At 42.6% G+C, this 20,176-nt stretch carries 20 protein-coding genes; 5 read left to right on the forward strand and 15 right to left on the reverse strand.

What is annotated here, in order from left to right; genetic code table 11:
• Positions 1-6: 6 nt before the first annotated feature.
• The 10 genes from DWW70_RS02900 to DWW70_RS02945 form a co-directional block, all read right to left on the reverse strand.
• Complete coding sequence (locus DWW70_RS02900; protein ID WP_118649206.1) at positions 7-1,935, reverse strand: EAL domain-containing protein; 1,929 nt, start codon at positions 1,933-1,935, stop codon at positions 7-9.
• Positions 1,936-1,997: 62 nt separating this feature from the next.
• Positions 1,998-2,690 carry a glycerophosphodiester phosphodiesterase gene (locus DWW70_RS02905; RefSeq protein ID WP_118016632.1) on the reverse strand — a complete coding sequence of 231 codons (693 nt, stop codon included), beginning with the start codon at positions 2,688-2,690 and terminating at the stop codon, positions 1,998-2,000.
• Complete coding sequence (locus DWW70_RS02910) at positions 2,683-3,111, reverse strand: hypothetical protein (RefSeq protein WP_117548809.1); 429 nt, start codon at positions 3,109-3,111, stop codon at positions 2,683-2,685. Before DWW70_RS02910 ends, DWW70_RS02905 begins: the two co-directional genes overlap by 8 nt.
• A gap of 9 nt (positions 3,112-3,120) precedes the next feature.
• Positions 3,121-4,656 carry a Y-family DNA polymerase gene (locus DWW70_RS02915; protein WP_117548808.1) on the reverse strand — a complete coding sequence of 512 codons (1,536 nt, stop codon included), beginning with the start codon at positions 4,654-4,656 and terminating at the stop codon, positions 3,121-3,123.
• Positions 4,657-4,729: 73 nt separating this feature from the next.
• A complete protein-coding gene (locus DWW70_RS02920) occupies positions 4,730-6,211 on the reverse strand; it encodes an MATE family efflux transporter (RefSeq protein ID WP_118649207.1) in 1,482 nt (493 codons plus the stop codon).
• A 25-nt stretch (positions 6,212-6,236) separates the two neighbouring features.
• Complete coding sequence (locus DWW70_RS02925; protein WP_118649208.1) at positions 6,237-7,232, reverse strand: ROK family protein; 996 nt, start codon at positions 7,230-7,232, stop codon at positions 6,237-6,239.
• Between the two features lie 233 nt (positions 7,233-7,465).
• Positions 7,466-8,857: a uracil-xanthine permease family protein gene (locus DWW70_RS02930; protein ID WP_022216044.1), complete on the reverse strand. Its 1,392-nt coding sequence runs from the start codon at positions 8,855-8,857 to the stop codon at positions 7,466-7,468.
• A 69-nt stretch (positions 8,858-8,926) separates the two neighbouring features.
• Positions 8,927-11,221, reverse strand: coding sequence for a xanthine dehydrogenase family protein molybdopterin-binding subunit (locus DWW70_RS02935; RefSeq protein ID WP_118649209.1), 2,295 nt, complete (start codon positions 11,219-11,221; stop codon positions 8,927-8,929).
• Positions 11,222-11,233: 12 nt separating this feature from the next.
• Positions 11,234-11,704, reverse strand: a complete 471-nt coding sequence (locus tag DWW70_RS02940) for a (2Fe-2S)-binding protein (RefSeq protein WP_117548803.1) — start codon at positions 11,702-11,704, stop codon at positions 11,234-11,236.
• Complete coding sequence (locus tag DWW70_RS02945; RefSeq protein ID WP_165852745.1) at positions 11,695-12,495, reverse strand: FAD binding domain-containing protein; 801 nt, start codon at positions 12,493-12,495, stop codon at positions 11,695-11,697. Before DWW70_RS02945 ends, DWW70_RS02940 begins: the two co-directional genes overlap by 10 nt.
• Positions 12,496-12,624: 129 nt before the next feature.
• On the opposite strand from DWW70_RS02945, the gene DWW70_RS02950 reads away from it, so the two are divergent.
• Genes DWW70_RS02950 through DWW70_RS02970 form a run of 5 tightly spaced genes read left to right on the forward strand, consistent with a single transcriptional unit; the run spans position 12,625 to position 16,899 of the window.
• On the forward strand, positions 12,625-13,746 hold the full coding sequence (locus DWW70_RS02950) for an ABC transporter substrate-binding protein (RefSeq protein WP_118649210.1): 1,122 nt from the start codon (positions 12,625-12,627) through the stop codon (positions 13,744-13,746).
• Positions 13,730-14,731: a FecCD family ABC transporter permease gene (locus DWW70_RS02955; protein WP_118649211.1), complete on the forward strand. Its 1,002-nt coding sequence runs from the start codon at positions 13,730-13,732 to the stop codon at positions 14,729-14,731. Before DWW70_RS02950 ends, DWW70_RS02955 begins: the two co-directional genes overlap by 17 nt.
• The gene (locus DWW70_RS02960) at positions 14,728-15,552 is read left to right on the forward strand and encodes an ABC transporter ATP-binding protein (RefSeq protein ID WP_118649212.1); all 825 of its coding nucleotides are present in this window, start codon (positions 14,728-14,730) and stop codon (positions 15,550-15,552) included. The genes DWW70_RS02955 and DWW70_RS02960 overlap by 4 nt, the downstream gene beginning before the upstream one ends.
• Complete coding sequence (locus DWW70_RS02965) at positions 15,549-15,884, forward strand: winged helix-turn-helix domain-containing protein (protein WP_118649213.1); 336 nt, start codon at positions 15,549-15,551, stop codon at positions 15,882-15,884. Before DWW70_RS02960 ends, DWW70_RS02965 begins: the two co-directional genes overlap by 4 nt.
• Positions 15,817-16,899: an NTP transferase domain-containing protein gene (locus DWW70_RS02970; protein WP_242992594.1), complete on the forward strand. Its 1,083-nt coding sequence runs from the start codon at positions 15,817-15,819 to the stop codon at positions 16,897-16,899. Before DWW70_RS02965 ends, DWW70_RS02970 begins: the two co-directional genes overlap by 68 nt.
• 84 nt (positions 16,900-16,983) lie before the next feature.
• Here DWW70_RS02970 and DWW70_RS02975 read toward each other — a convergent pair whose 3' ends face one another.
• The 5 genes from DWW70_RS02975 to DWW70_RS02995 form a co-directional block, all read right to left on the reverse strand.
• The gene (locus DWW70_RS02975; protein WP_004853247.1) at positions 16,984-17,676 is read right to left on the reverse strand and encodes a hypothetical protein; all 693 of its coding nucleotides are present in this window, start codon (positions 17,674-17,676) and stop codon (positions 16,984-16,986) included.
• Positions 17,673-18,233, reverse strand: coding sequence for an RNA polymerase sigma factor (locus DWW70_RS02980; protein WP_044998344.1), 561 nt, complete (start codon positions 18,231-18,233; stop codon positions 17,673-17,675). Before DWW70_RS02980 ends, DWW70_RS02975 begins: the two co-directional genes overlap by 4 nt.
• Before the next feature lie 185 nt (positions 18,234-18,418).
• On the reverse strand, positions 18,419-18,649 hold the full coding sequence (locus DWW70_RS15470) for a type III toxin-antitoxin system ToxN/AbiQ family toxin (RefSeq protein WP_015534180.1): 231 nt from the start codon (positions 18,647-18,649) through the stop codon (positions 18,419-18,421).
• Between the two features lie 261 nt (positions 18,650-18,910).
• Positions 18,911-19,366 (reverse strand): DUF3021 domain-containing protein, encoded by a 456-nt coding sequence (locus tag DWW70_RS02990; RefSeq protein ID WP_004853253.1) that lies wholly within the window; start codon positions 19,364-19,366, stop codon positions 18,911-18,913.
• A gap of 11 nt (positions 19,367-19,377) precedes the next feature.
• On the reverse strand, positions 19,378-19,824 hold the full coding sequence (locus DWW70_RS02995; RefSeq protein ID WP_004853256.1) for a LytTR family DNA-binding domain-containing protein: 447 nt from the start codon (positions 19,822-19,824) through the stop codon (positions 19,378-19,380).
• Positions 19,825-20,176: the final 352 nt, after the last annotated feature.

A 20,176-nucleotide genomic window follows, 5' to 3' on the forward strand; every position in this document is an offset into this window, starting at 1 on the left:
TTTCTCTTAGCCCTGGTTAACTCTCTTCACCTCTGATATGAACTTATCCTGTGGCAATGGTCTTGAGAAATAATAGCCCTGAATGTAATCCACTCCAAGATTGCTGAACTCCCTGAGGGATTCCTCCGTCTCCACGCCTTCCACTACGATCTTCATATTCATATCCTTAACCATGCTTATGGTGTTCTTGACAACCTTCATCATCTTGTCATCTGTGTCTATATCCGCAAATGTCTTGTCCAGCTTAACTATCGCAAACGGCATGGATGCTATCCTCTTCATATTGGAATAACCTGTTCCAAAATCGTCAAGTGAGAATGCAATACCATAATCTTTGAGACTGTTGATATTGTCCATCATTGTCGTCTGAGCATAGGCAGCCGCAGTCTCAGTAATCTCAAGATTTATCTGCTCATTGCTGACTCCGTAACGCTCCATCACTGCCCGTACGTCTTCTGATAACTCACTGCTCATGCACTGGATGACCGACAGATTCACCTCAACATATTCCAGTCCGAGATTCTTGAATTTCTCTCCAGCTATGAAACGGCACACCTCTTCAAGAACGAACTTACCTATCTTATGGATCATTCCATTCTCCTCCGCAGCAGGGATAAATATCTCCGGCGAAATGTATCCATACACATCATCATTTAATCTCAGAAGTGCCTCAGCACTGTTATATTTTCCAGAATCTATGCTGTATATCGGCTGATAGTAAACCTCAAACCTGTTCTCGGCAAATGCCTTATCAAGTATCATGTCCATGTCCCGCATCAGATCATATCTTTCCTTGTTATAGATATCTCTGGCATAGAGAACACGGCCTGTATACTCGTGCTCAGCAAGCTCACCGCCAAACCGCATCACACTGTCAACATCCTCTATATCCTGAGGACATCTAGTGATACATATTATCGGCAATAGATTTATAAACATATCATTATACTTATATCCCTTCTTCAGCTTCTCGTTTATCCGCTCCGCAAAATTCTCAGCCTGATCCTTGATACGCTGGTTCATGACACATCTGAACATTCCGGTTCCCAGATAATACCACTCAACATCATATCCGTATGGTCTGCTCCACTCTAAAAAGTCTTCAGAGATCTCCCTGAGCAGCTTATGATATTCCTCAACTCCCAGAATCCCGCGAAGAGTCTTGTCATTCTCCATAGTTATCATAACTACCGTTATATCAAGGCCATTATCCAGAGAATTTCTCACGTCGTCCATGTATCTTGTGATCTTGTTCAGGCCCGTGGCACTGCTTATAACCTGCTCCGGACTCTGTATCAGCAACGCAACGAACAGTAATCCAATCGCATTTGCAAACATCTCAATCGGAATATCCGGGTTAAACATCTGAAATACGGCCGCAACAACAACCAATGGGAATATCGCTATGGTTGATACAAATCTTCCTCTTGTAAGTCTCCTGTGGTATCTCGTAACAACCATGAAGCCCAGAATCATATAAAATATTCCGGCAACATACAGAAATGTCATGAAAAACTCTCTTCTGTACTCTCCCTGTCCGCCTATACTGAATACACACGGAGTGAAAAAATTAACTCCGAGCATGATTATGCACAGCAACGTTGGAAGTACCAGTATGAAACTCTTCACTTTACCTCTGAATATGTGTATGGCATCCACTATGTTCATCACATAAGTGGCATACATAGCCGATGAAACGACATGGAAAAAGAGATATCCCGTATGGAATATGTATTGGGTGACTACATGCCTTTCACCCATATTGTCAAATGCGATGGCGCCTATATCAAACGCTGTGGCAACCATTGCAATGGTCAGAACAAATTGAAACTGCCTGTTTAATTTGCCTCTGGTCATCTTCTTCATGATGACTGAGACCATGATAAGAGTAAACACGCAGAATGCCGCGTAATCAAAGTATAGTACTTTGCTCATATTATCCTCCTATGTACAACTCCTCCACCTATAGAATAATATAACAAATATTTCTAGGTCTTTCAACGCATTATATCCGGGCGGTCTGTTATCACTGCATCTACGCCCAGTCTGCACATACGTCTCATCCAGTGTGGATCATTCACAGTCCACACATATACCGGTATGTGCTTGCGCTTCATTCTCTTCACAAATTCCTTCGTGCATAGAAGATAATTCGGCGATATAAAATCCGCTTTACACCGTCTCATTCTTCTCTCAGGAAAATACTCATTCAATCTGACACCGAGCTTAGCCTTTTTCTTACCGACAAGCAGTCCGGTCTTTATCCTCGGGTCTATGGCCTTCACATTGTACGACACTTTGTCCTTGAAGGATTTTATCGAGAACTCACCGTATCCAAATCTCCCCTTGACAAGATCTATGACACGCCTCTCGTATCCGCTCTCCTTTAATTCTATATCAAGACATATCTTTCCGCTGCAGAGTTTCAGGACTTCGTCAAGCGTAGGCACTCTGTAGCCTTCTTTTGATGCAATATCGTTGATCCTGTTGTATGTCATATCTCCTATCTTTCTGCCGTCTATAGTTCCATCATGAAATACTATGAGTATATTATCACTGGTTTTCCTCACATCGAACTCCGCCATATCCGCCTTCAGATCTATAGCTATCTGAAACGCTTCAAGTGTATTCTCATGAGGCGCAAGGGCACTCGCTCCTCTGTGTGCTATCACCATAGTCTCTCTATTCATGCAAATATACATCTCCATTCTGATCAATATCTAAATCATATATATCATCTATCGGTATCTCGGTTCTGTCTTCCATAACTATCTTTTTCCCATATACGTCAACATTGCGTATATATCCCGACACATGTTCGTATCTTCCACCGGCTTTTCTGTCATCCTTTACAAAATACTCTATACTCACACATTTTTTGTCTGCATTATGCATTATATTCAACAGTTTCTGATCAAGAACCATTTTCTGACTCTCATCCAGCTCCAACTTCTCATCGGTGAGCCTTGCAGTCTCCGCTATGGCTGCTCCATGTCCTGTGAGTGCGGCAAATGGGGCAAACTGTGCTGCTCTGTCATGGATAGACATATGCGGATGAACAGAGGACACGTGATGTGGAAGCTGTATTATGTCATCGTAATTATCTTCCATAAGCCCCTCCTAAGCCTTGTGACCGCCTATCTGTCCGTTCCTCTCTATCGTCGTACCGCCCTCCTCAAGATTCATTCCCTTAAGGACTGCATTTTTGCCAAATTTCTTCTTGAGCTCTATCATCGCTTTCTGCATGCTCTGCTCCCGCTTCATATCCTGCTGCTTTTTCTCCGTCTCTGCTGCCCCGTCTCCAAAATCATCAAACAGACTGAGCTGCCTTGATGACTGTTTCTCATGTGCCGCAGTATTCGATATGATATTGTTCGCCGTGACATATATCCTTCTGACATACAATAAAGGATCTACGATCTCTTCAAACAATCCGGTCACCGCATCCATGATGACCTGTGTAGATGATGTATACTCTCCAAGATTCACCGTTCCATGGGCACTTTTCGGTATCTTCCTCCCATACATATCTGTCTGTATCTCTCCGGAAAATTTCGCTCCCGCGGCGTTCTTTTTGAGATTATCTATATCATACCCCACTGTTATGACCATCTGATCTGTCTTGACATTTTTATCCACAAGATCCAGCACGAGCAGATCCGTCATCTCACGGATAATAAGTCTGGCTTTTTCATATTCGTATGGGCATGACAACACCTGTCCTGAACCTATGCTGTTCCTCTCCGGCTTATAAGCCTTGATATCTGCAATGGTACAAGGCTCCCAGCCCCATGCATGATCTATGAGCAGCTCTGCATTTATACCAAATAATCTGTACAGCAGATCTTCGTTGTAATACTCATCGTCATGTCCCAGTGAGCATCTGGCGATATCACCCATTGTATAAAGTCCATGACTCTCAAGTTTTCTCGCATATCCTTTTCCCACTCTCCAAAAATCTGTGAGCGGTCTGTGATTCCACAGCTTCTGTCTGTACGACATTTCATCAAGACTTGCTATCCTGACTCCATCCTTATCCGGGGCTATATGCTTTGCCTCAACATCCATCGCTATCTTACACAGGTAGAGGTTCGTTCCTATCCCTGCTGTTGCTGTTATACCGGTCTGTGCAAGCACATCCTGTATGATCGTCATGGCAAGATCGTGCGGACTCATCTTATATATCCCAAGATAATCCGTCACATCCATGAACACCTCATCTATGGAATACACATGCATATCCTCTGGTGCTACATACTTCAGATAGATGTTATATATATCCGTACTATACTTCATGTAATATGCCATACGTGGCGGAGCGGCTATATACGAAACCGCAAATTCATTATGCTCCGCAAGCTCATTGGAATCGCAGCTCTCCCCGGAAAAGTTTCCACCGGGTGAAAGTGTTCTCCTGCTGGCATTGACCTCCTTAAGCCTCTGCACCACCTCGAACAGTCTGGCTCTTCCAGGTATACCATAGCTCTTCAGCGACGGGGAAACAGCAAGGCATATAGTCTTCTCTGTTCTCGACGCATCTGCCACAACCAGATTGGTGGTCAGCGGATCAAGTCCGCGCTCAACACATTCAACCGATGCAAAGAAGGATTTCAGATCTATCGCAATATACGTTCTATCTTTCTTATCCCTATCCACAGCCAATCCCCCTGTCACTTCATGCTCAGTCTTAATCTTCTCTTTCTGATGCTTATGTGCCTTGGGTCACATACTATACAGCAGCCGTCTCAGCACCCTTCCCGCCGGCCCGTGTATGCCCCAGCACTTTCCTCGATACGAGTATGTATGCGATTATCATCGCCGTACCTGTTATTATCCATGAAACTATATACACGTTCAAAAGCATGCCAAAAGAATGATATCGCGCAAACACCGTATATATCCATATGATCCTGAACACTACTGAACCCACAACTGTTATAATAGCCGGCAGCATGGATCTGCCAAGGCCTCTGAGTGCCGCAGCTGTCATCTCATATGTTCCTGTCATCGCCTCAAGGAGCATGACATGCTTCATTCTTATAAGTGCATACTTTATAACCTCTGTATCTGTTGTATAAAATCTCACAAGAAAATCCCCTGAAAGCATCATGACACTGCTGAACACAGCCGTCATAAGCATGCCCTCTAACATGGCAATCCTGAGAGCTTTTCTGCATCTCTCCTTCTCACCTGCACCATAATTCTGGCTCACAAATGTCACTGCTGCCTGTGCGTATGCGGATATGACAAAATATGCAAAATATTCAAAATTAAGACCCGTGGATGAGCCTGCCACAGCATCAGGACCAAAGCTGTTGATTCCGCCCTGTATCAGCACATTTGACAATGAGAAAACTGCCGTCTGTATCGCTGATGGAGCTCCTATCCTGAGTATCTTTCCCAGGCACACTTTATCTATTCGTATATTCTTTATATCGAGTCTGAGTGGACCTTCCTCATGCATCAATATATACATGACTATTCCCGTACTGACAACATTTGATATGACCGTTGCCATGCCGACGCCTGCCACTCCAAGTTTACACACACACACGAAGAACAGGTTGAGTACAACATTGAGTACGCCTGAAACTATCAGGCAGTAAAGCGGACGCCTTGTATCACCTATAGCTCTGAGCACAGCCGCTCCAAAATTATACAGTATGATAAAAGGCATACCTACGAAATAAATTCTAAGGTACAGCGCAGCCTGGTCAAGCACCTTGGCAGGAGTATCAATAGCCTCAAGTATAGGTCTTGCCACAAACATTCCAGCCACAAGCATAGCTATTCCGCATATAAGGGCGAACTTCACGCTGGTATGGACACATTTGCTTATTGAATCCTTCTTATTCTGGCCTATATAATGCGCCACAAGAACATTCACACCGACAGAAAGTCCCACAAATACATTCACAAATAGAGCAACGACTGCAGCATTACTTCCAACTGCTGCCAGTGCATCACTTCCCGCAAATCTTCCTGCCACAGCTACATCTGCCGAATTGAAAAGCTGCTGCAGTATACTGCTGGCCGCCAGCGGCATGGCAAATATAAGCATCTTAAGCGCCAGCGAACCGTTTAACATATCCATCTCATGTGATTTTTTTCTATGATCGGTGTTCTTTTCTGTATTCATTTCTATGTTTTTTTCTGTACTCTTTTCTGCTCTCATTCTGATGTCCGTCTCTTTTCCGTCATTGTGTTTCATTCTGATATGATCTCCGTTTTCTTATCTAGTGGGCACCCTCATACTTCTGAAGATAGTTGAAAAGTGCTCCTATGAGATTGGAATCGTTGCCAAATTTGCACAGTCCAACCTGCATCTCATTATAGATCACTGAAAATTTTGCAAGCTTATCCACGTACTTCTTCACGCCCTGTATGAACCTCGGTTCCGCACTGATTCCACCTCCAAGGAGTATGATGTCCGGTGCAAGAATGACATGTATATTCATGCAGTGCTTCGCGATGTTCAGATACCAGTCCTCAAGTACACCTATGACAGCCTCATCGCCTTCAGCTTCCCACTCATATATCATCTCGCCAGTCACATCATCCTCCTTCATGCCCCTGGCTGCCGCAACATCTCTTCTGAGAGCTCCAACCGACGCCTGCATCGTCCACATAATGTTGTCCGGAAGCTTTACATGATTCTTTGTATTCTTGAGATTCGCCTCAAGCGGTACAAGTTTGTCTATATTGTCCCTGTTCACATCCTCGAACAGGTACGACATCTCGCCGGCAACCATACCTCTGCCGTGAAGTATCTTTCTGTCTATGACTATTCCTCCACCGACACCTGTGCCAAATACCAATACAACTGCGCTGCTATAGTCCTTTGCATTTCCCTGCCATATCTCCGACAATGCGGCACATTTGCCATCGTTCTCAAGAGCCACCTTAAGTCCATCGCATCTCTCGCTTACAAGCTCGCCTACATGTGCTTTGTCAAGGTAAGGCAAGGCTCCGCCGGCATAACATATTCCGTTGTCCACGTCCACCTGTCCAGGAAGTGATATTGCTATTCCTTGTATATCATATCTTTCCTTATATCCATCATATATCGACTGAATTGCATCAAGGAATGCATCCAGCCCCTGTTGTATGTTCTCCAGTCCATTTCCAAATCTTCCAGGTGTAGGGAATTTATTCTTCTCCATTATCTCAGCTTCTCTGTCCATCACACAGTGTTTTATAAATGTTCCGCCTACGTCTATCACAATGTACATATCTTCTCCTCCATACCGAATAGGTTTTATTACTATATATTTTTCTTCAAGCTAAAAAATAGCAGTCTCAAATGTATATACAGTATATATTATACTATATCGAACATACATTCGAAAACCACTATTTTTATGTTAGCATATTTTTTTGTTATCAACAACTACTTTTGTAGCATAACAACAAGTTGTGTACGCCACAGGGACGTTCCTTCTGTAACGAGGAGTGTCCCTGATTACTACTTTTCTTTAGGCAGGATAATATTAAGCAGAATTGCAACCATTGCCGCAGGAACAATTCCTGAGCCTCCAAAAACAAGCTGGAGCAGCTGAGGGGCATTTGCTAGAATACCAGGATTGGCTCCCATTCCATAGCCTACGCCCAGTGCTACTGAAACTATAGACAGGTTGCGTGCGCTTAATGGTTCCTTTGTTATGAGCTGAATACCACTGATAACTATCGAAGAGAACATCATAACCGCAGCTCCGCCAAGCACTGACTGAGGCATGATCGATACCAGTGCTGCAAGTTTAGGGCAAAGGCCACATAATATCAGAAATATCGCTCCTGTTGCAAGCGCAAATCTGTTGACGACCTTAGTCATAGCTACAAGTCCCACATTCTGGCTGAATGATGTATTTGGAAGTACTCCAAACACCGCTGCAAGAGATGAACCCAGACCGTCACACATCACACCACCTGAAAGCTCCTTGTCTGTGGCTTCCCTTCCAAGACCACCTTCCATAACACCTGATATATCGCCTACAGTCTCCACCGCTGTAACAATAAACATTATGAGCACCGGAAGGATTGCGCGCACATCAAACACCGGTTTTACAGGCATGAGCTGTGGAATCGCAAACCAGGAAGCATCTTTCACCTTGTCCCAGTTCAGCACCCAGGCTTTGGTATATTCCACACCGTCAGCAGTTATACCTGTTCTCGGAAGAACAAGTCCCATTATGATCGCCGCGATATAACCTGCGATTATTCCAAAAAGAATAGATGACGAGCTTAAAAATCCTTTTGTCCAGTGCTTAAAGAAAAGGATGACCACAAGGACAAATAATGCAAGCAGAAGGTTCTCCATGGAGCCAAAGTCTGCGGCATTATTTCCACCTCCAAATGAATTTATTCCCACCGATATAAGGCTGAGTCCAATGGATAAAACCACTGTACCTGTTACAACAGCCGGGAAAAACCTGCGCAGAGGCTTCAGGAAAAAGCCAAGCACAGTCTCAAACAAGCCACCGATAATAGATGCACCCATAATCGCACCATACGCAAGCACTCCACCGCCCATGGTTGCCGCCACACTGTTGAATACACCTATAAAACCTGAAGATGTACCCATAATGATCGGTACCTTTCCTCCAACAGGCCCTATTGAGAAAAGCTGTATCAGGGTGACAACTCCCGCGATAAGCATTGCATTCTGAAGCAGTGAAAGCTGAAGATCAGCAAATTCACCGCCGACCAGTCCGCATGCTCCTGTGATAATTAATAATGGTGTCAAATTTCCGACAAACATTGCAAGGACATGCTGAAGTCCAAGAGGTATCGCCTGGGAAAGAGGCATCCTTCCATCAAGCTGGAATGCTGTTTCTGAAAGTTTAAACTTATTTTTCATCTGTTGTTTTCTCCTGTATATTTTATTTTCATATTACAGATTCTGTTATTCTGCTTATGTTATCTCCAATTACTCTTCCGTCATGGACATAAGAATCTTCTCCGGTGTGATCGGCAGTTCTCTGTGCCATACACCTGTCGCCCTGTATATGGCATGTGCAATAGCCGGTGCCGGAGTGTTGATAACTATTTCTCCTATCGATTTGGCTCCAAAAGGACCTGTAGGCTCATAGCTGTTTTCAAATTCCACTCTCAAATGTCCCATATCCAGACGGGTTGGTATCTTGTATTGCATGAAACTCGACTCTATCGGGCATCCCTTCGCATTGTAGGTGATGTTCTCAAACAGAGTATGTCCTATTCCCTGGACTATGCCTCCCTCTGCCTGAACACGTGCCAGTGCCGGGTTTATGGCTATGCCACAATCCACGACTGCAGCATAATCCAGTATCTTCACTTCACCCGTATATCTGTCAAGTTCTATCTCAACCATTCCGACCATGTATGGAGGAGGTGAAACCGGAGATGAATGAGAGGCTGTAGCTACAGCGGCAATATCATTTGCGACCTGATCCTTCACACTTATATCAGCCAAAGAAACACTTTGATCCGTTCCTGTCCGATATGCCCTGCCATTATCGAAATACATTTCATCCTGTTCACATCCAAGCATTCCTGCTGCAATTGCGCACAGCTTCTTCTTCAGTTCATCACAGGCAAGCTCCACAGCCTTTCCTGTTACATACGTAGTGGATGAAGCATATGAGCCGGAATCATATGGTGAAGCATCTGTGTCTGCTCCAAATACCGCCACATCATCAACCGAGCAGTCCATACACTCCGCAACCATCTGTGCAAGGATAGTATCACATCCGGTTCCCATATCTGCAGCACCGATTATCAGGTTAAATGTACCATCATCCGCAAGCTTGACCGTTGCAGATCCCACATCCACATTCGATATGCAAGAACCCTGCATGGCCATTGCCACTCCTGCAGCCCTGACTTTTCCGTTTCCCATGTCCCTGACTGGGTATTTATCATCCCAGTTAAATATCTCCTTGCATCTGGCCATACATCTGTCAAGAGCACACGCATTTGCCGTTTCACCATAATACGCAGGCATCTTCATTCCCTCGCGCAGCATATTCTGCTCACGGATCACAGTCGGATCTATCCCCAGTTTCTCCGCAAGTTCATTCACCGCAGACTCAAGTGCGAAGATTCCCTGCGTAGCTCCATATCCTCTGTATGCACCAGCCGCCATGGTGTTCGTATATACAACATCATATCCAAACCTATATGCCTCAAGACCTCCCGTATATAACGGGATGGACTTATGCCCGCTAAGTCCGACTGTTGTAGGTCCATGCTCCCCATACGCTCCTGTGTTGGACAGCGTATACAGATCAAGTCCCCTTATATGTCCATCGCGGTCTGCTCCCAGACGAACACTCACCTCCATCTCATGGCGCGGCGAGCCTGCGATCTGACTTTCCTGTCTCGTAAATATGATCTTGGCCGCACGTCCTGTCTTCATGGTCACAAATGCAGGATACACCTCACTTACAGCTGTCTGCTTTGCTCCAAATCCGCCTCCTATACGTGGTTTTTCCACTCTGATCCTGCTCTTTGGAATGCCAAGCGCTCTTGACAGAATACGACGTACATGAAACACGATCTGTGTAGAAGAAATTACATGAAGCCTTCCATAACGGTCAAGGTGTGTATACGTTCGAAAAGTCTCCATCATAGCCTGGTTAAAGGCTCTCATATGATATCTGTTCTCCAGTACCTCATCACAGTCAGCTATAACAGCATCAACATCGCCATCACCGCCTATATCGCTTGCTATCAGGTTGCGTTTCGGATCTCCTCCTACCTGAACCGGTGGGAACCAGTCGTCCTCAGGATGAACCAATATATCATTATCCTTTGCCTTGCGGAAATCCAGAACAGGTTCTAAGATTTTATATTTTACCTTTATGAGTTTCATAGCCTTGATTGCTGACTTTTCATCCTCAGCTGCTATGATTGCAACCACATCGCCCACACACCTCACATGGCGGTCCATAATAAGTCTGTCATACGGTGACGGCTCAGGATATGTCTGTCCTGCTATTGCAAACCGGCTATTTGGCACATCCTGCCATGTGTAAATATCTACTATTCCAGGTATTTTTTTTGCTATGGAGACATTTATATCCTCCACAATAGCATTCGCATGTGGACTGCGAAGCAGTTTCACAACAAGTGCATCACCGGGAGTGATATCATCCACATATACCGGTTTGCCAAGAAGTAACTGCATAGAATCTTTTTTTCTAACGGATTTATTAACTACATTATATTTTTTATGTTCCATGATTTCACCCCTTTACCGTCTGTCATCTGCAGAAATTCTACTGTCTAAGTAATTTCGGATTCCTCTCAGTTGTCCCTCATATCCGGAACATCTGCACAAATTTCCGGCAAGATATGCCCTGATCTCATCATCCGATGGATCAGGATTTTCTCTGAGAAGAGCTATTGTATTCATCACAAAACCCGGGTTGCAGAAACCACATTGATCAGCACCCTGATCAGCAATGAACCCGGCAAATTCTGCTGCCTCATCCTGAAGGCCCTCAAGGGTCTGCACCTCGTGTCCATCTGCCCTGGCAGCAAGCATCGAACAGGAAAGGACAGGAGTCTGATCCATAAGCACTGTACACAGACCACAATTTGACGTCTCACAGCCGCGTTTCACACTATAACAGCCATGATCACGCAAAAAATCTATAAGGAGCATATCAGGAGCTATATTTCCCGAGACGAATTTCCCATTTAATTTAACTTTTATTTCCACTGCTGCTCCTCCTCAATCTTTTTCAATAATCTCTGTCCAAGCACACGTATCAGACGGCTTCTGTATTCTGCGCCAGCACGATGATTGCTTCCAACCGGGATCTTGTCAGAAACCCAACTGGCAAATGCTTTCTCTGTATCATCAGAAAGTCCCCCTGTGAGCAAGCCTTCTTCATCCAGAACAAGCATCGCCCTTCCAGGCCTTGCTCCCACAGCCAAACGGTATTCTCCATCCACGCATGATGCCGAACATGCAATGACAGGAAAATCTGTTCTCTGATTGCGGACTGATGCATAAGCAAAAACTCCGGGAGTTTTCCTGATGATCAGATGTACAATCACGTCCCTGTCCTGTTTCATGCCAACAAATTCCCTGAGAGGAATCATACCACCATGATAAAGCTCTACAAATGCATCCATAGCTAAAAAAACTGTCAGAATGTCTGAAAACCCGAAACGTCCCCATATGCTTCCGCCAATCGTTGCGAGATTCCGAAACTGAACTCCCACAATATCCTTCACCGCTTCGCATACTGCACCATGTGTATATTTGTTTAATCCGTCATGCAGCTCTATCTGACGGAGTGATGTCATTGCACCAATAATGAATTCGTCTTCTTTTTCTTCAATCTTATCAAGTCCCAGATCACACATATCTATGGCTGTCTGTATCAGGCGATCCTGCATTTTTGTCCAGAGCATTCCTCCGATAATACAGCTTCCCTTTTTCTGATTCAGTTCATATGCCTCATCAATACTTTGTGCGCGTACATAATTCTGTATTGTTACCATAAAAGCTCCTTTTAACATATAAACACAATTTTTCAAAATATATTATATTAAAACAGCTTGTCTTTGAAAAGATGCTTTGTTACAATACCGTTGTATTATTTCAAGAATAACGAAAGGAACATTGAATTCATGAAAACAACTTTTAAAAAGCAACTATCTATCATCCTTATCTGTACTATGCTGGCAGTACTTACAGCCTGTGGTACAGACAGTGCTACGACAACACAGAGTACTACGGAAAGCACCACAGTTGCTTCAGTATCCGAATCAGCTTCCAGTGAAGAAGTATCATCTGAAGAATTATCTTCTGAAGAGTCTTCCACTGAAGCAGATGCTGAACAGACTGTATACCCTGTAACAGTTACTGACCAGGCCGGCCGTGAAGTTACAATTGAAAAAGAGCCATCTTCTATCGTGAGCGGCTACTATATTTCTTCAAGCCTTCTGATCGCTCTTGGTCTCAAGGATAAGGTTGTCGGTATTGAGGCAAAAGCAGACAAGCGCCCTATTTATAAGCTTGCTGCACCAGAACTGACAGAGCTGCCAAATGTTGGAACTGCCAAAGAGTTCAACCTTGAGACATGCGCTGCTCTTTCCCCTGATCTGGTTATTCTGCCAATGAAGCTGAAGGATGCAGCTCAGAGCCTGACAGACCTCGGTATCGCAGTACTGCTCGTCAATCCTGAAAGTCAGGATCTTCTGACAGAAATGATCAACACCATAGCTACGGCAACTAACACCAACTCAGAGGCTGCAAAGCTGCTCGCATATATAGATTCTCAGAAGGATATGCTTACTTCAGCTCTGTCTGGCGTAGAACCTGAAAGTGTATACCTTGCCGGCAACTCATCATTCCTGTCTACTGCCGGTCCTTCTATGTATCAGTCAAGCATCATAGAGCTTGCCGGTGGAAAAAATGCAGCTGATTCTATCACAGACACCTACTGGGCCGAGATAAGCTATGAGCAGCTTCTTGCATGGGATCCTTCTTATATAATAATCGCATCGGATGCCGAATATACAGTAGATGACATAATGAACGATCCAAACCTTGCAGAATGCACTGCTGTAAAAAACAGCCACGTATATGCTATTCCTGGAGACATGGAAGCATTGGATAGCCCGGTACCTGCAGGAATCCTGGCATCTGTATGGCTTGCAGGGATCCTTCATCCTGATCAGGTATCAGCTGACACATATACAACTGAAATGACAAATTATTATGAAACATTCTATGGAATCAACAACTAATAACAAGCGTAAAAATAAAAACAAAGCAACAATAACTATTATACTGGGAGCTGTCATTCTGGCAGCTCTCAGTATATTTTCTTTTTTTGTCGGAAGATATCCTCTTACACTGAATGGATTGCTGCAAGGCGATGACATGCAGTGGCGTGTATTTCTCACGCTTCGCGCAAGCCGCGGAATCATCGGCTGTATAGGGGGATTTGTTCTCGGCATAGCAGGATTTGTATATCAGACTGTCTTTAAGAACCCATTGGCTTCTCCAGACATCATAGGTGTATCCTCAGGTGCAAGCGCAGGTGCCGCATTTGGCATTCTGTTTTTGTCCGGAACAATGTCTGTAACCATATCTGCTTTTGCCGGAGCCATATGCTGTGTGATACTGGTTCTGATTCTGTCATCGCTGACATATGAACGTGATGGAAAAAGCATAGTACTGGCAGGCATAGCAGTACACAGTCTTGCCCAGACCGCTCTTGTGTGTCTGAAACTGACTGCCGACCCTGAAAAACAATTAGCATCAATTGAATACTGGATCATGGGAAGTCTTAATGGCATAAGCATATATTCCATTGGCTCAAACGTAATACTATGTGCGGTCTGCCTGCTGATAATGTTCCTGTTGTACAGACAGATCATAATGCTCTCCCTTGATGACGCAGAGGGCAAAATGCTTGGTGTGAATGTTAACCAGATACGAATGCTGGTTCTTTTGATCGCAACCCTGGCAACTTCAAGTGTGATCAGCATGACAGGACTTATCAGCTTTATCTCTCTGCTTGCTCCGCACGGAGCCAGAATGCTGCTCAAAAATAACCGCTTATCAACTATGCTTCTGAGTGGTCTTATAGGTGGATGCCTTCTCACTTTCGGTGATATACTTGCCCGCAGTGTATGTTCCACAGAACTACCGGTCAGTATATTCACAAGTATCATAGGAGCACCATTTCTTATCTATCTATGCATAAGGAGGAAACCTGTAAAATGAGTACATTAAACATATGCGATCTGTCAGCCGGCTACCACCACATCAGCCGCACAAGCACCACAGATGTGCAAAATGTGATAAATAATATCAGCTTTTCTGCAGAAGAAGGTTCAATTGTTGGTATACTTGGCGAGAATGGCTGTGGCAAAACAACCCTTATCAAAGCAATCGCCAATTTGATTCCGCATAGTGGCTGCTGCGAGTTAGATAATCTCCAGCTGGAACATATGCCTCACAAAAAACTAGCACAGCTATGTGGATATATTCCTCAAAAAAGCGGCATATCCATAGACATATCTCTCTTAGATGTTGTCATGATGGGATTTAACCCAGAGCTTAAGCTGCTTCAGCCCCCTACTGAGGCCATGAAGGAAAAAGCTTATAAAGTTCTTGCAATGGTCGGACTTGATTCACGGATAAACGATAATTTTCAGACATTGAGCGAGGGTCAAAAACAGCTTGCCCTGCTGGCACGTACATTTGTGGCAAAACGGAAGCTTTTACTCCTGGACGAACCGGAAAGTGCACTGGACTTCAGGCTGCGTTACCAGATTATGAACCTTCTGTGCAGCTATGTTGAACGAAACCACGCGGTGTCCCTGGTAACGCTTCACGATTCATCACTTGCATTAAATTACTGCAACACTCTTCTGGTTTTATCGGAATCCAAACTGATTGGTGAAGTATATCCCGATAAAACACCCATTGAGGAAATGGAAATGCTTCTGTCCAAAGTTTATGGTACAATCAGTATCAGAGAACTTCGCAACCGTCAGGGAAAGCGCCAGCTTGTCATGATGAAGGAGGATGATATGCATTGAGAGCTGCTATTAAAATAACATTTTTTGATGATAATGATGAGAAATTCTTTGGTGAAGGTCCATACCGCCTTCTTTTGGCTATAGAAAAAAACGGTTCTCTCCGCTCAGCATCCCAGTCCATGGGTCTTGCCTACAGCAAAGCATTCCGCATGATAAAAAACGCTGAAGAGGCGCTGGGATTTTCACTTACAAACCGCACAACAGGCGGCAGGTCAGGTGGAGGGAGCACGATAACACCAGAGGGAAAGGAATGGCTGAAAAAATATGAACAATATAGAGAAGCCTGTATTCAGGCCGGAAGCAAATTGTATATGGAGATCTTTTCTGACTAGCAAAAAGAAACATATCGTTATTACCGGTGACAGGAAAAGTGGCAAATCAACACTTCTCTCTTCACTTTTCGACAGACAAATGCCCGGAATTACATCATGGGCCGTCCCAAAAGAAGGCGTGTACATGAAAAATAACTCTAGCGGTGAAGTTGTACGTATCGGCAAATTCTGCTCTGATGCCACAGGTTGCGAGAACCTCATGCAACCCATTAAAGATGCCTTTAACAGCACATGTATTGCATTTTTAGAAAGCCTAGCAGACACAACAGCACCATGGATTACTGTAGACGAAATTGGATATCTTGAAAACACATCATACGATTATCAAAAAGCTTTCGAAAGGCTCATGAATAAAAAGCGGATCATTATGGTTGTTCGAAAACAGGATCTCTCATTTCTGAACCGGCTGTGCAGCCATAAGGATGTGTTCCTTGTTGACCTTGACAGACCATTTGGCAATTCCGGATGTATCATCATGGCTTCAGGGCAGGGAAAACGCTTTGGCAGCAATAAGCTCATGGCTGAATATCACGGACAGCCGCTCATAAAGTGGATACTTGATATAACAAAAGATTTGTTTTCCAGGCGACTCGTTGTCACCATACACCAGGATATTGAAAAGCTTTGCACAGAATATAGTATACCGGTAATCCTTCACTCCTCACCATATCGGAATGATATGATCCGTCTTGGTCTGGATACAATTGGTTCCTATATTGACCGCTGTGCTTTTATTCCTTCCGATCAGCCACTCATAAAGACGGAATCTATAGCATCACTATTATTATGTGCAAAAAATGAGACATCATATATATGGAGAACGTGTTATGACAAAACTCCAGGATCACCTGTGATATTTCCAAAAGAATATTTTGATGAGCTTATGTCTCTCCCACAGGGAAAAGGCGGGAATGTCGTTGTCCACAGTCACGAATCTCAGGTAATGCAGCTACCCGTCACCAACAAAACTGAATTGATGGACATTGACACACCAGCAGATATGGCGCGGCTGTAGGGACGTTCCTTCTGTCACCAAGAGTGTCCCTCTGTCTTATTCGTTACAGGGGGACACTCTTGGTGACAGAAGGAACGTCCCTGATTATTCTTGGATTTGACTCAAATCAAATGCACCGTTCTCAATCAACTTCAAAATTGTGTCTACCAAGTTGTTTTTTACAGTTTCACTTTCATTTTCAACGCCAGAATACTCTACATAAATAGTGTTCTCTCCCATATCAAAGGTTGCATAATATATTACGGTTTTGATACCTTGACTATTTGACTTTGTTACGAAATATCCTGCATTGATATCAACGCCGTCTACACTTGAAGTGATTGTATTTCCATCAATGATAGTATCTAATAGATTTACACCCTGTTTAGATACTACCATTCTTGTATCACCAATTTTTCCCTCAAGACCCAGAATATTATGATTGTCAGCATCAAAGTAAGCATCTGCGGTAACAGGCAAGTCTGCAAAAAGCATTTCAATCTCAGCATCGCTCAAGGGCCTTGTTGTTACATTTAAGTTAATTGAAGATTGTGATAAGTCATTTTTAACAAAAGTAATTGTTTCTCCACCATCCAGCGTGGCAATATCGTTTTTTGTACCAAACAGATTGCTTTGAAAAACTCCCACTCCAATCACAGCAACGAGTACGAAGCAAGCAGCAACAGACACCCATTTTTGCCGATTAGTTATTTTACTTGTTTTTTTCATAGGTTCAGCCTCCTTAATATACTGATTATCGACATTTCCCAATGCCCTTAAAAGTTTCTTTTCTTTCATACAGAGATACCTTCTTTCTCTAACAATTTTTTAAGTTCGTTCCTTGAACGAAATAATGACATCTTGATTTTGCTCTCGCTCATATCATATTCCGTTGCAATTTCTTTAATGGGCGATAAGTACCAATATCTTCTCATAAAGATTTTTCGCTGTTCTAATGACAGGGAAGAAAGAAAGCGGTTGAGAATATCCGTTAGAGCAATTTCTTCAACAATGTTTTCTGTACTATCCAACGATGGTATGCACTCTTGTATTTCATCAAGAATCAATGGCATTTGCCCGCCATTACGTTTCTTTGCATTGAGCAGTTCGTACCTGTCCAAAGATAAGTTGCGAGTAATCTTCCCTAAAAAAGTTTTTAGGACAGATGGACGGTTAGGCGGTATGCTGTTCCAAGCTCTTAAATAAGTATCATTTACACATTCCTCGCTGTCTTCGTCATTGTGAAGAATATTAAAGGCTATGTATCTGCAATACTTTCCGTATTTTTTTGAAGTTTCGGATATAGCAGCTTCGGAGCGCTCCCAATATAAATCTAATATCTGCTTATCATCCATAGGCTTCTCCTCCTCCTTTGTATTAAGGCCTTTCACTCTAATAGACGGGGAAAATGTGTCAAGCGTCACTTAAATTCAAAAGATATTTATTCAAAGATTAGCTTTCATTTTTTGAAAGAATATAATAAAACAGCAAAAGACATACACCAACAAGTCTCTTAATATTCAATGCGGAAAATTACAATTCATACAATCTTTTTGAAATCAATTTTATCCCTCATTTTTTCATGCTTTTCCTTTGGCTTAGATAAGGGAACACAATACTTATGTTCATTACAAATAACAAGCACTCCAAGAAAAGGTCGCTCGTCCTTACCAATCTGAGGAGATACCGATAAAACTCTGTCATCTATATTATGTAAGTTTCTGATGTATTTCATATCAATACGATATACTTCTAATGGTGCTTGAATCATTCATTTCTTCTTTAAAATATTTCAAGGACTATGTTTCCATAGTCCTTGAATGTAGTGTCACCGTAGCAACCCTAACGCTTTTTGAACGTCCACTTATCGGCAGGACCCTCCTTCAATATTATTGAACCAAATGCCATTCTTTTGTCAATGAATTTCTAAAAATTCATAATCTTTTTATATTTAGCACAAATCATTTTTCAGCCTCGTAGAGCGAAATACACCCACCGCACAAATCTTCGATTTGTACTCTGTGTATTTCGACTAATTATTCTTTTGAATGCCTTCTTTTATCTTATAAATACGTATCTTCCAAATCAAATATTGTACTATCCAAACTACAACAAATATTGCAACAAAAATAGCAAAATAGCTTAATACACCTTTAACAGAATGCTCCATCCATTCGCAAATATATGCAACTGTCATCATAAGTACAGATACAATTCCAAAATAAATGCTTGTTTGTTTTAATAAACTCCACTTATCTATTTCCCAGATAACAGATGCTCCTGCAAATCCTGCTCCAAGAACGGCACTTAAAACAGTCTGTATGATAATCGCTGTTACCTCATTGCCAAATCGTTCAATCAAACTCGGAACACATGAATAGTAACTACCATCACCGATTGCAAGTGAAATTCCAATTGTAATCAAATAACTAATTACAATTCCACCCAATAATCCAACAAATATTCTAGAAAATAATTCTTTTTTCATTTTTAGTCACCTCATAATCCTAATACTTTTTTGATCTTTGAAACATATCTTCTGGAAACATAACTTACAGTCCCATTCGATAATTCCATACAAATTGTTCCTACAAAGCTTAAATCAAGGCTTTTAACCTTCTTAAGATTCACAATTTCTGAATTTGATATCCTTACAAACTTACTGTTATCCAATCTTTCTTCCGCTTCATATAGTCTCAATCTAATTTGATACGTACCATTGTCTGTTTGGGTAAAAACTTTACTGTCTTCTGCGTAAATCTTTACTATGTGATCCGGATCTAATAGTTCGACCTTATCCTCTCTGATACCGGAAATAATTGTTGGAGCATCATCTAATCTGCTTACAAAATCAACAACTCTGTTAACTTCTTCCGTCATCTGTGCTGTTGTAATCATAATTTCAGGTTCTTTAGCTTCCGCATCGATATTAATATTCAGTTTCATGATTTTCCTCCTTTCTTGCTTTGTAGTATATCTGGATTAGGATTATTATCTATACTTTATCAATAGGTGGTAATTTTTTCTACCTAACTGGTCAAAAACAATGTTTTCGCAGTTGATTCCTTCCCTTGTTTTTTCCCTTATGAGGGTTCATAAACAAGGGTAAAACGATATAACACAATACAAGATGTGACGGGGAGGACACCCACGAAAATTTTAGTATTTTCAAGGGTTTGCCGAGATTTCTATAACCAAATATAACAGTTATTAAATCCCTTAAAATACCTCAAGTGAGACTTCAAATTTATCGCTCTGATTTTTAATACATGTAGGGACGTTCCTTCTGTCACCAAGA

The sequence above is a fragment of the Coprococcus sp. AF16-5 genome (assembly GCF_003479365.1).
GTDB lineage: Bacteria > Bacillota > Clostridia > Lachnospirales > Lachnospiraceae > Coprococcus > Coprococcus aceti.

Excerpts from the sequence above, each read along its gene's own strand:
- DWW70_RS02900 (WP_118649206.1), bottom strand. The coding sequence starts at position 1,935 with ATGAGCAAAGTACTATACTTTGATTACGCGGCATTCTGCGTGTTTACT.
- DWW70_RS02905 (WP_118016632.1), bottom strand. The coding sequence starts at position 2,690 with ATGAATAGAGAGACTATGGTGATAGCACACAGAGGAGCGAGTGCCCTT.
- DWW70_RS02910 (WP_117548809.1), bottom strand. The coding sequence starts at position 3,111 with ATGGAAGATAATTACGATGACATAATACAGCTTCCACATCACGTGTCC.
- DWW70_RS02920 (WP_118649207.1), bottom strand. The coding sequence starts at position 6,211 with ATGAAACACAATGACGGAAAAGAGACGGACATCAGAATGAGAGCAGAA.
- DWW70_RS02925 (WP_118649208.1), bottom strand. The coding sequence starts at position 7,232 with ATGTACATTGTGATAGACGTAGGCGGAACATTTATAAAACACTGTGTG.
- DWW70_RS02930 (WP_022216044.1), bottom strand. The coding sequence starts at position 8,857 with ATGAAAAATAAGTTTAAACTTTCAGAAACAGCATTCCAGCTTGATGGA.
- DWW70_RS02935 (WP_118649209.1), bottom strand. The coding sequence starts at position 11,221 with ATGGAACATAAAAAATATAATGTAGTTAATAAATCCGTTAGAAAAAAA.
- DWW70_RS02945 (WP_165852745.1), bottom strand. The coding sequence starts at position 12,495 with ATGGTAACAATACAGAATTATGTACGCGCACAAAGTATTGATGAGGCA.
- DWW70_RS02950 (WP_118649210.1), top strand. The coding sequence starts at position 12,625 with ATGAAAACAACTTTTAAAAAGCAACTATCTATCATCCTTATCTGTACT.
- DWW70_RS02955 (WP_118649211.1), top strand. The coding sequence starts at position 13,730 with ATGGAATCAACAACTAATAACAAGCGTAAAAATAAAAACAAAGCAACA.
- DWW70_RS02960 (WP_118649212.1), top strand. The coding sequence starts at position 14,728 with ATGAGTACATTAAACATATGCGATCTGTCAGCCGGCTACCACCACATC.
- DWW70_RS02970 (WP_242992594.1), top strand. The coding sequence starts at position 15,817 with ATGAACAATATAGAGAAGCCTGTATTCAGGCCGGAAGCAAATTGTATA.
- DWW70_RS02975 (WP_004853247.1), bottom strand. The coding sequence starts at position 17,676 with ATGAAAGAAAAGAAACTTTTAAGGGCATTGGGAAATGTCGATAATCAG.
- DWW70_RS02980 (WP_044998344.1), bottom strand. The coding sequence starts at position 18,233 with ATGGATGATAAGCAGATATTAGATTTATATTGGGAGCGCTCCGAAGCT.
- DWW70_RS15470 (WP_015534180.1), bottom strand. The coding sequence starts at position 18,649 with ATGATTCAAGCACCATTAGAAGTATATCGTATTGATATGAAATACATC.
- DWW70_RS02990 (WP_004853253.1), bottom strand. The coding sequence starts at position 19,366 with ATGAAAAAAGAATTATTTTCTAGAATATTTGTTGGATTATTGGGTGGA.
- DWW70_RS02995 (WP_004853256.1), bottom strand. The coding sequence starts at position 19,824 with ATGAAACTGAATATTAATATCGATGCGGAAGCTAAAGAACCTGAAATT.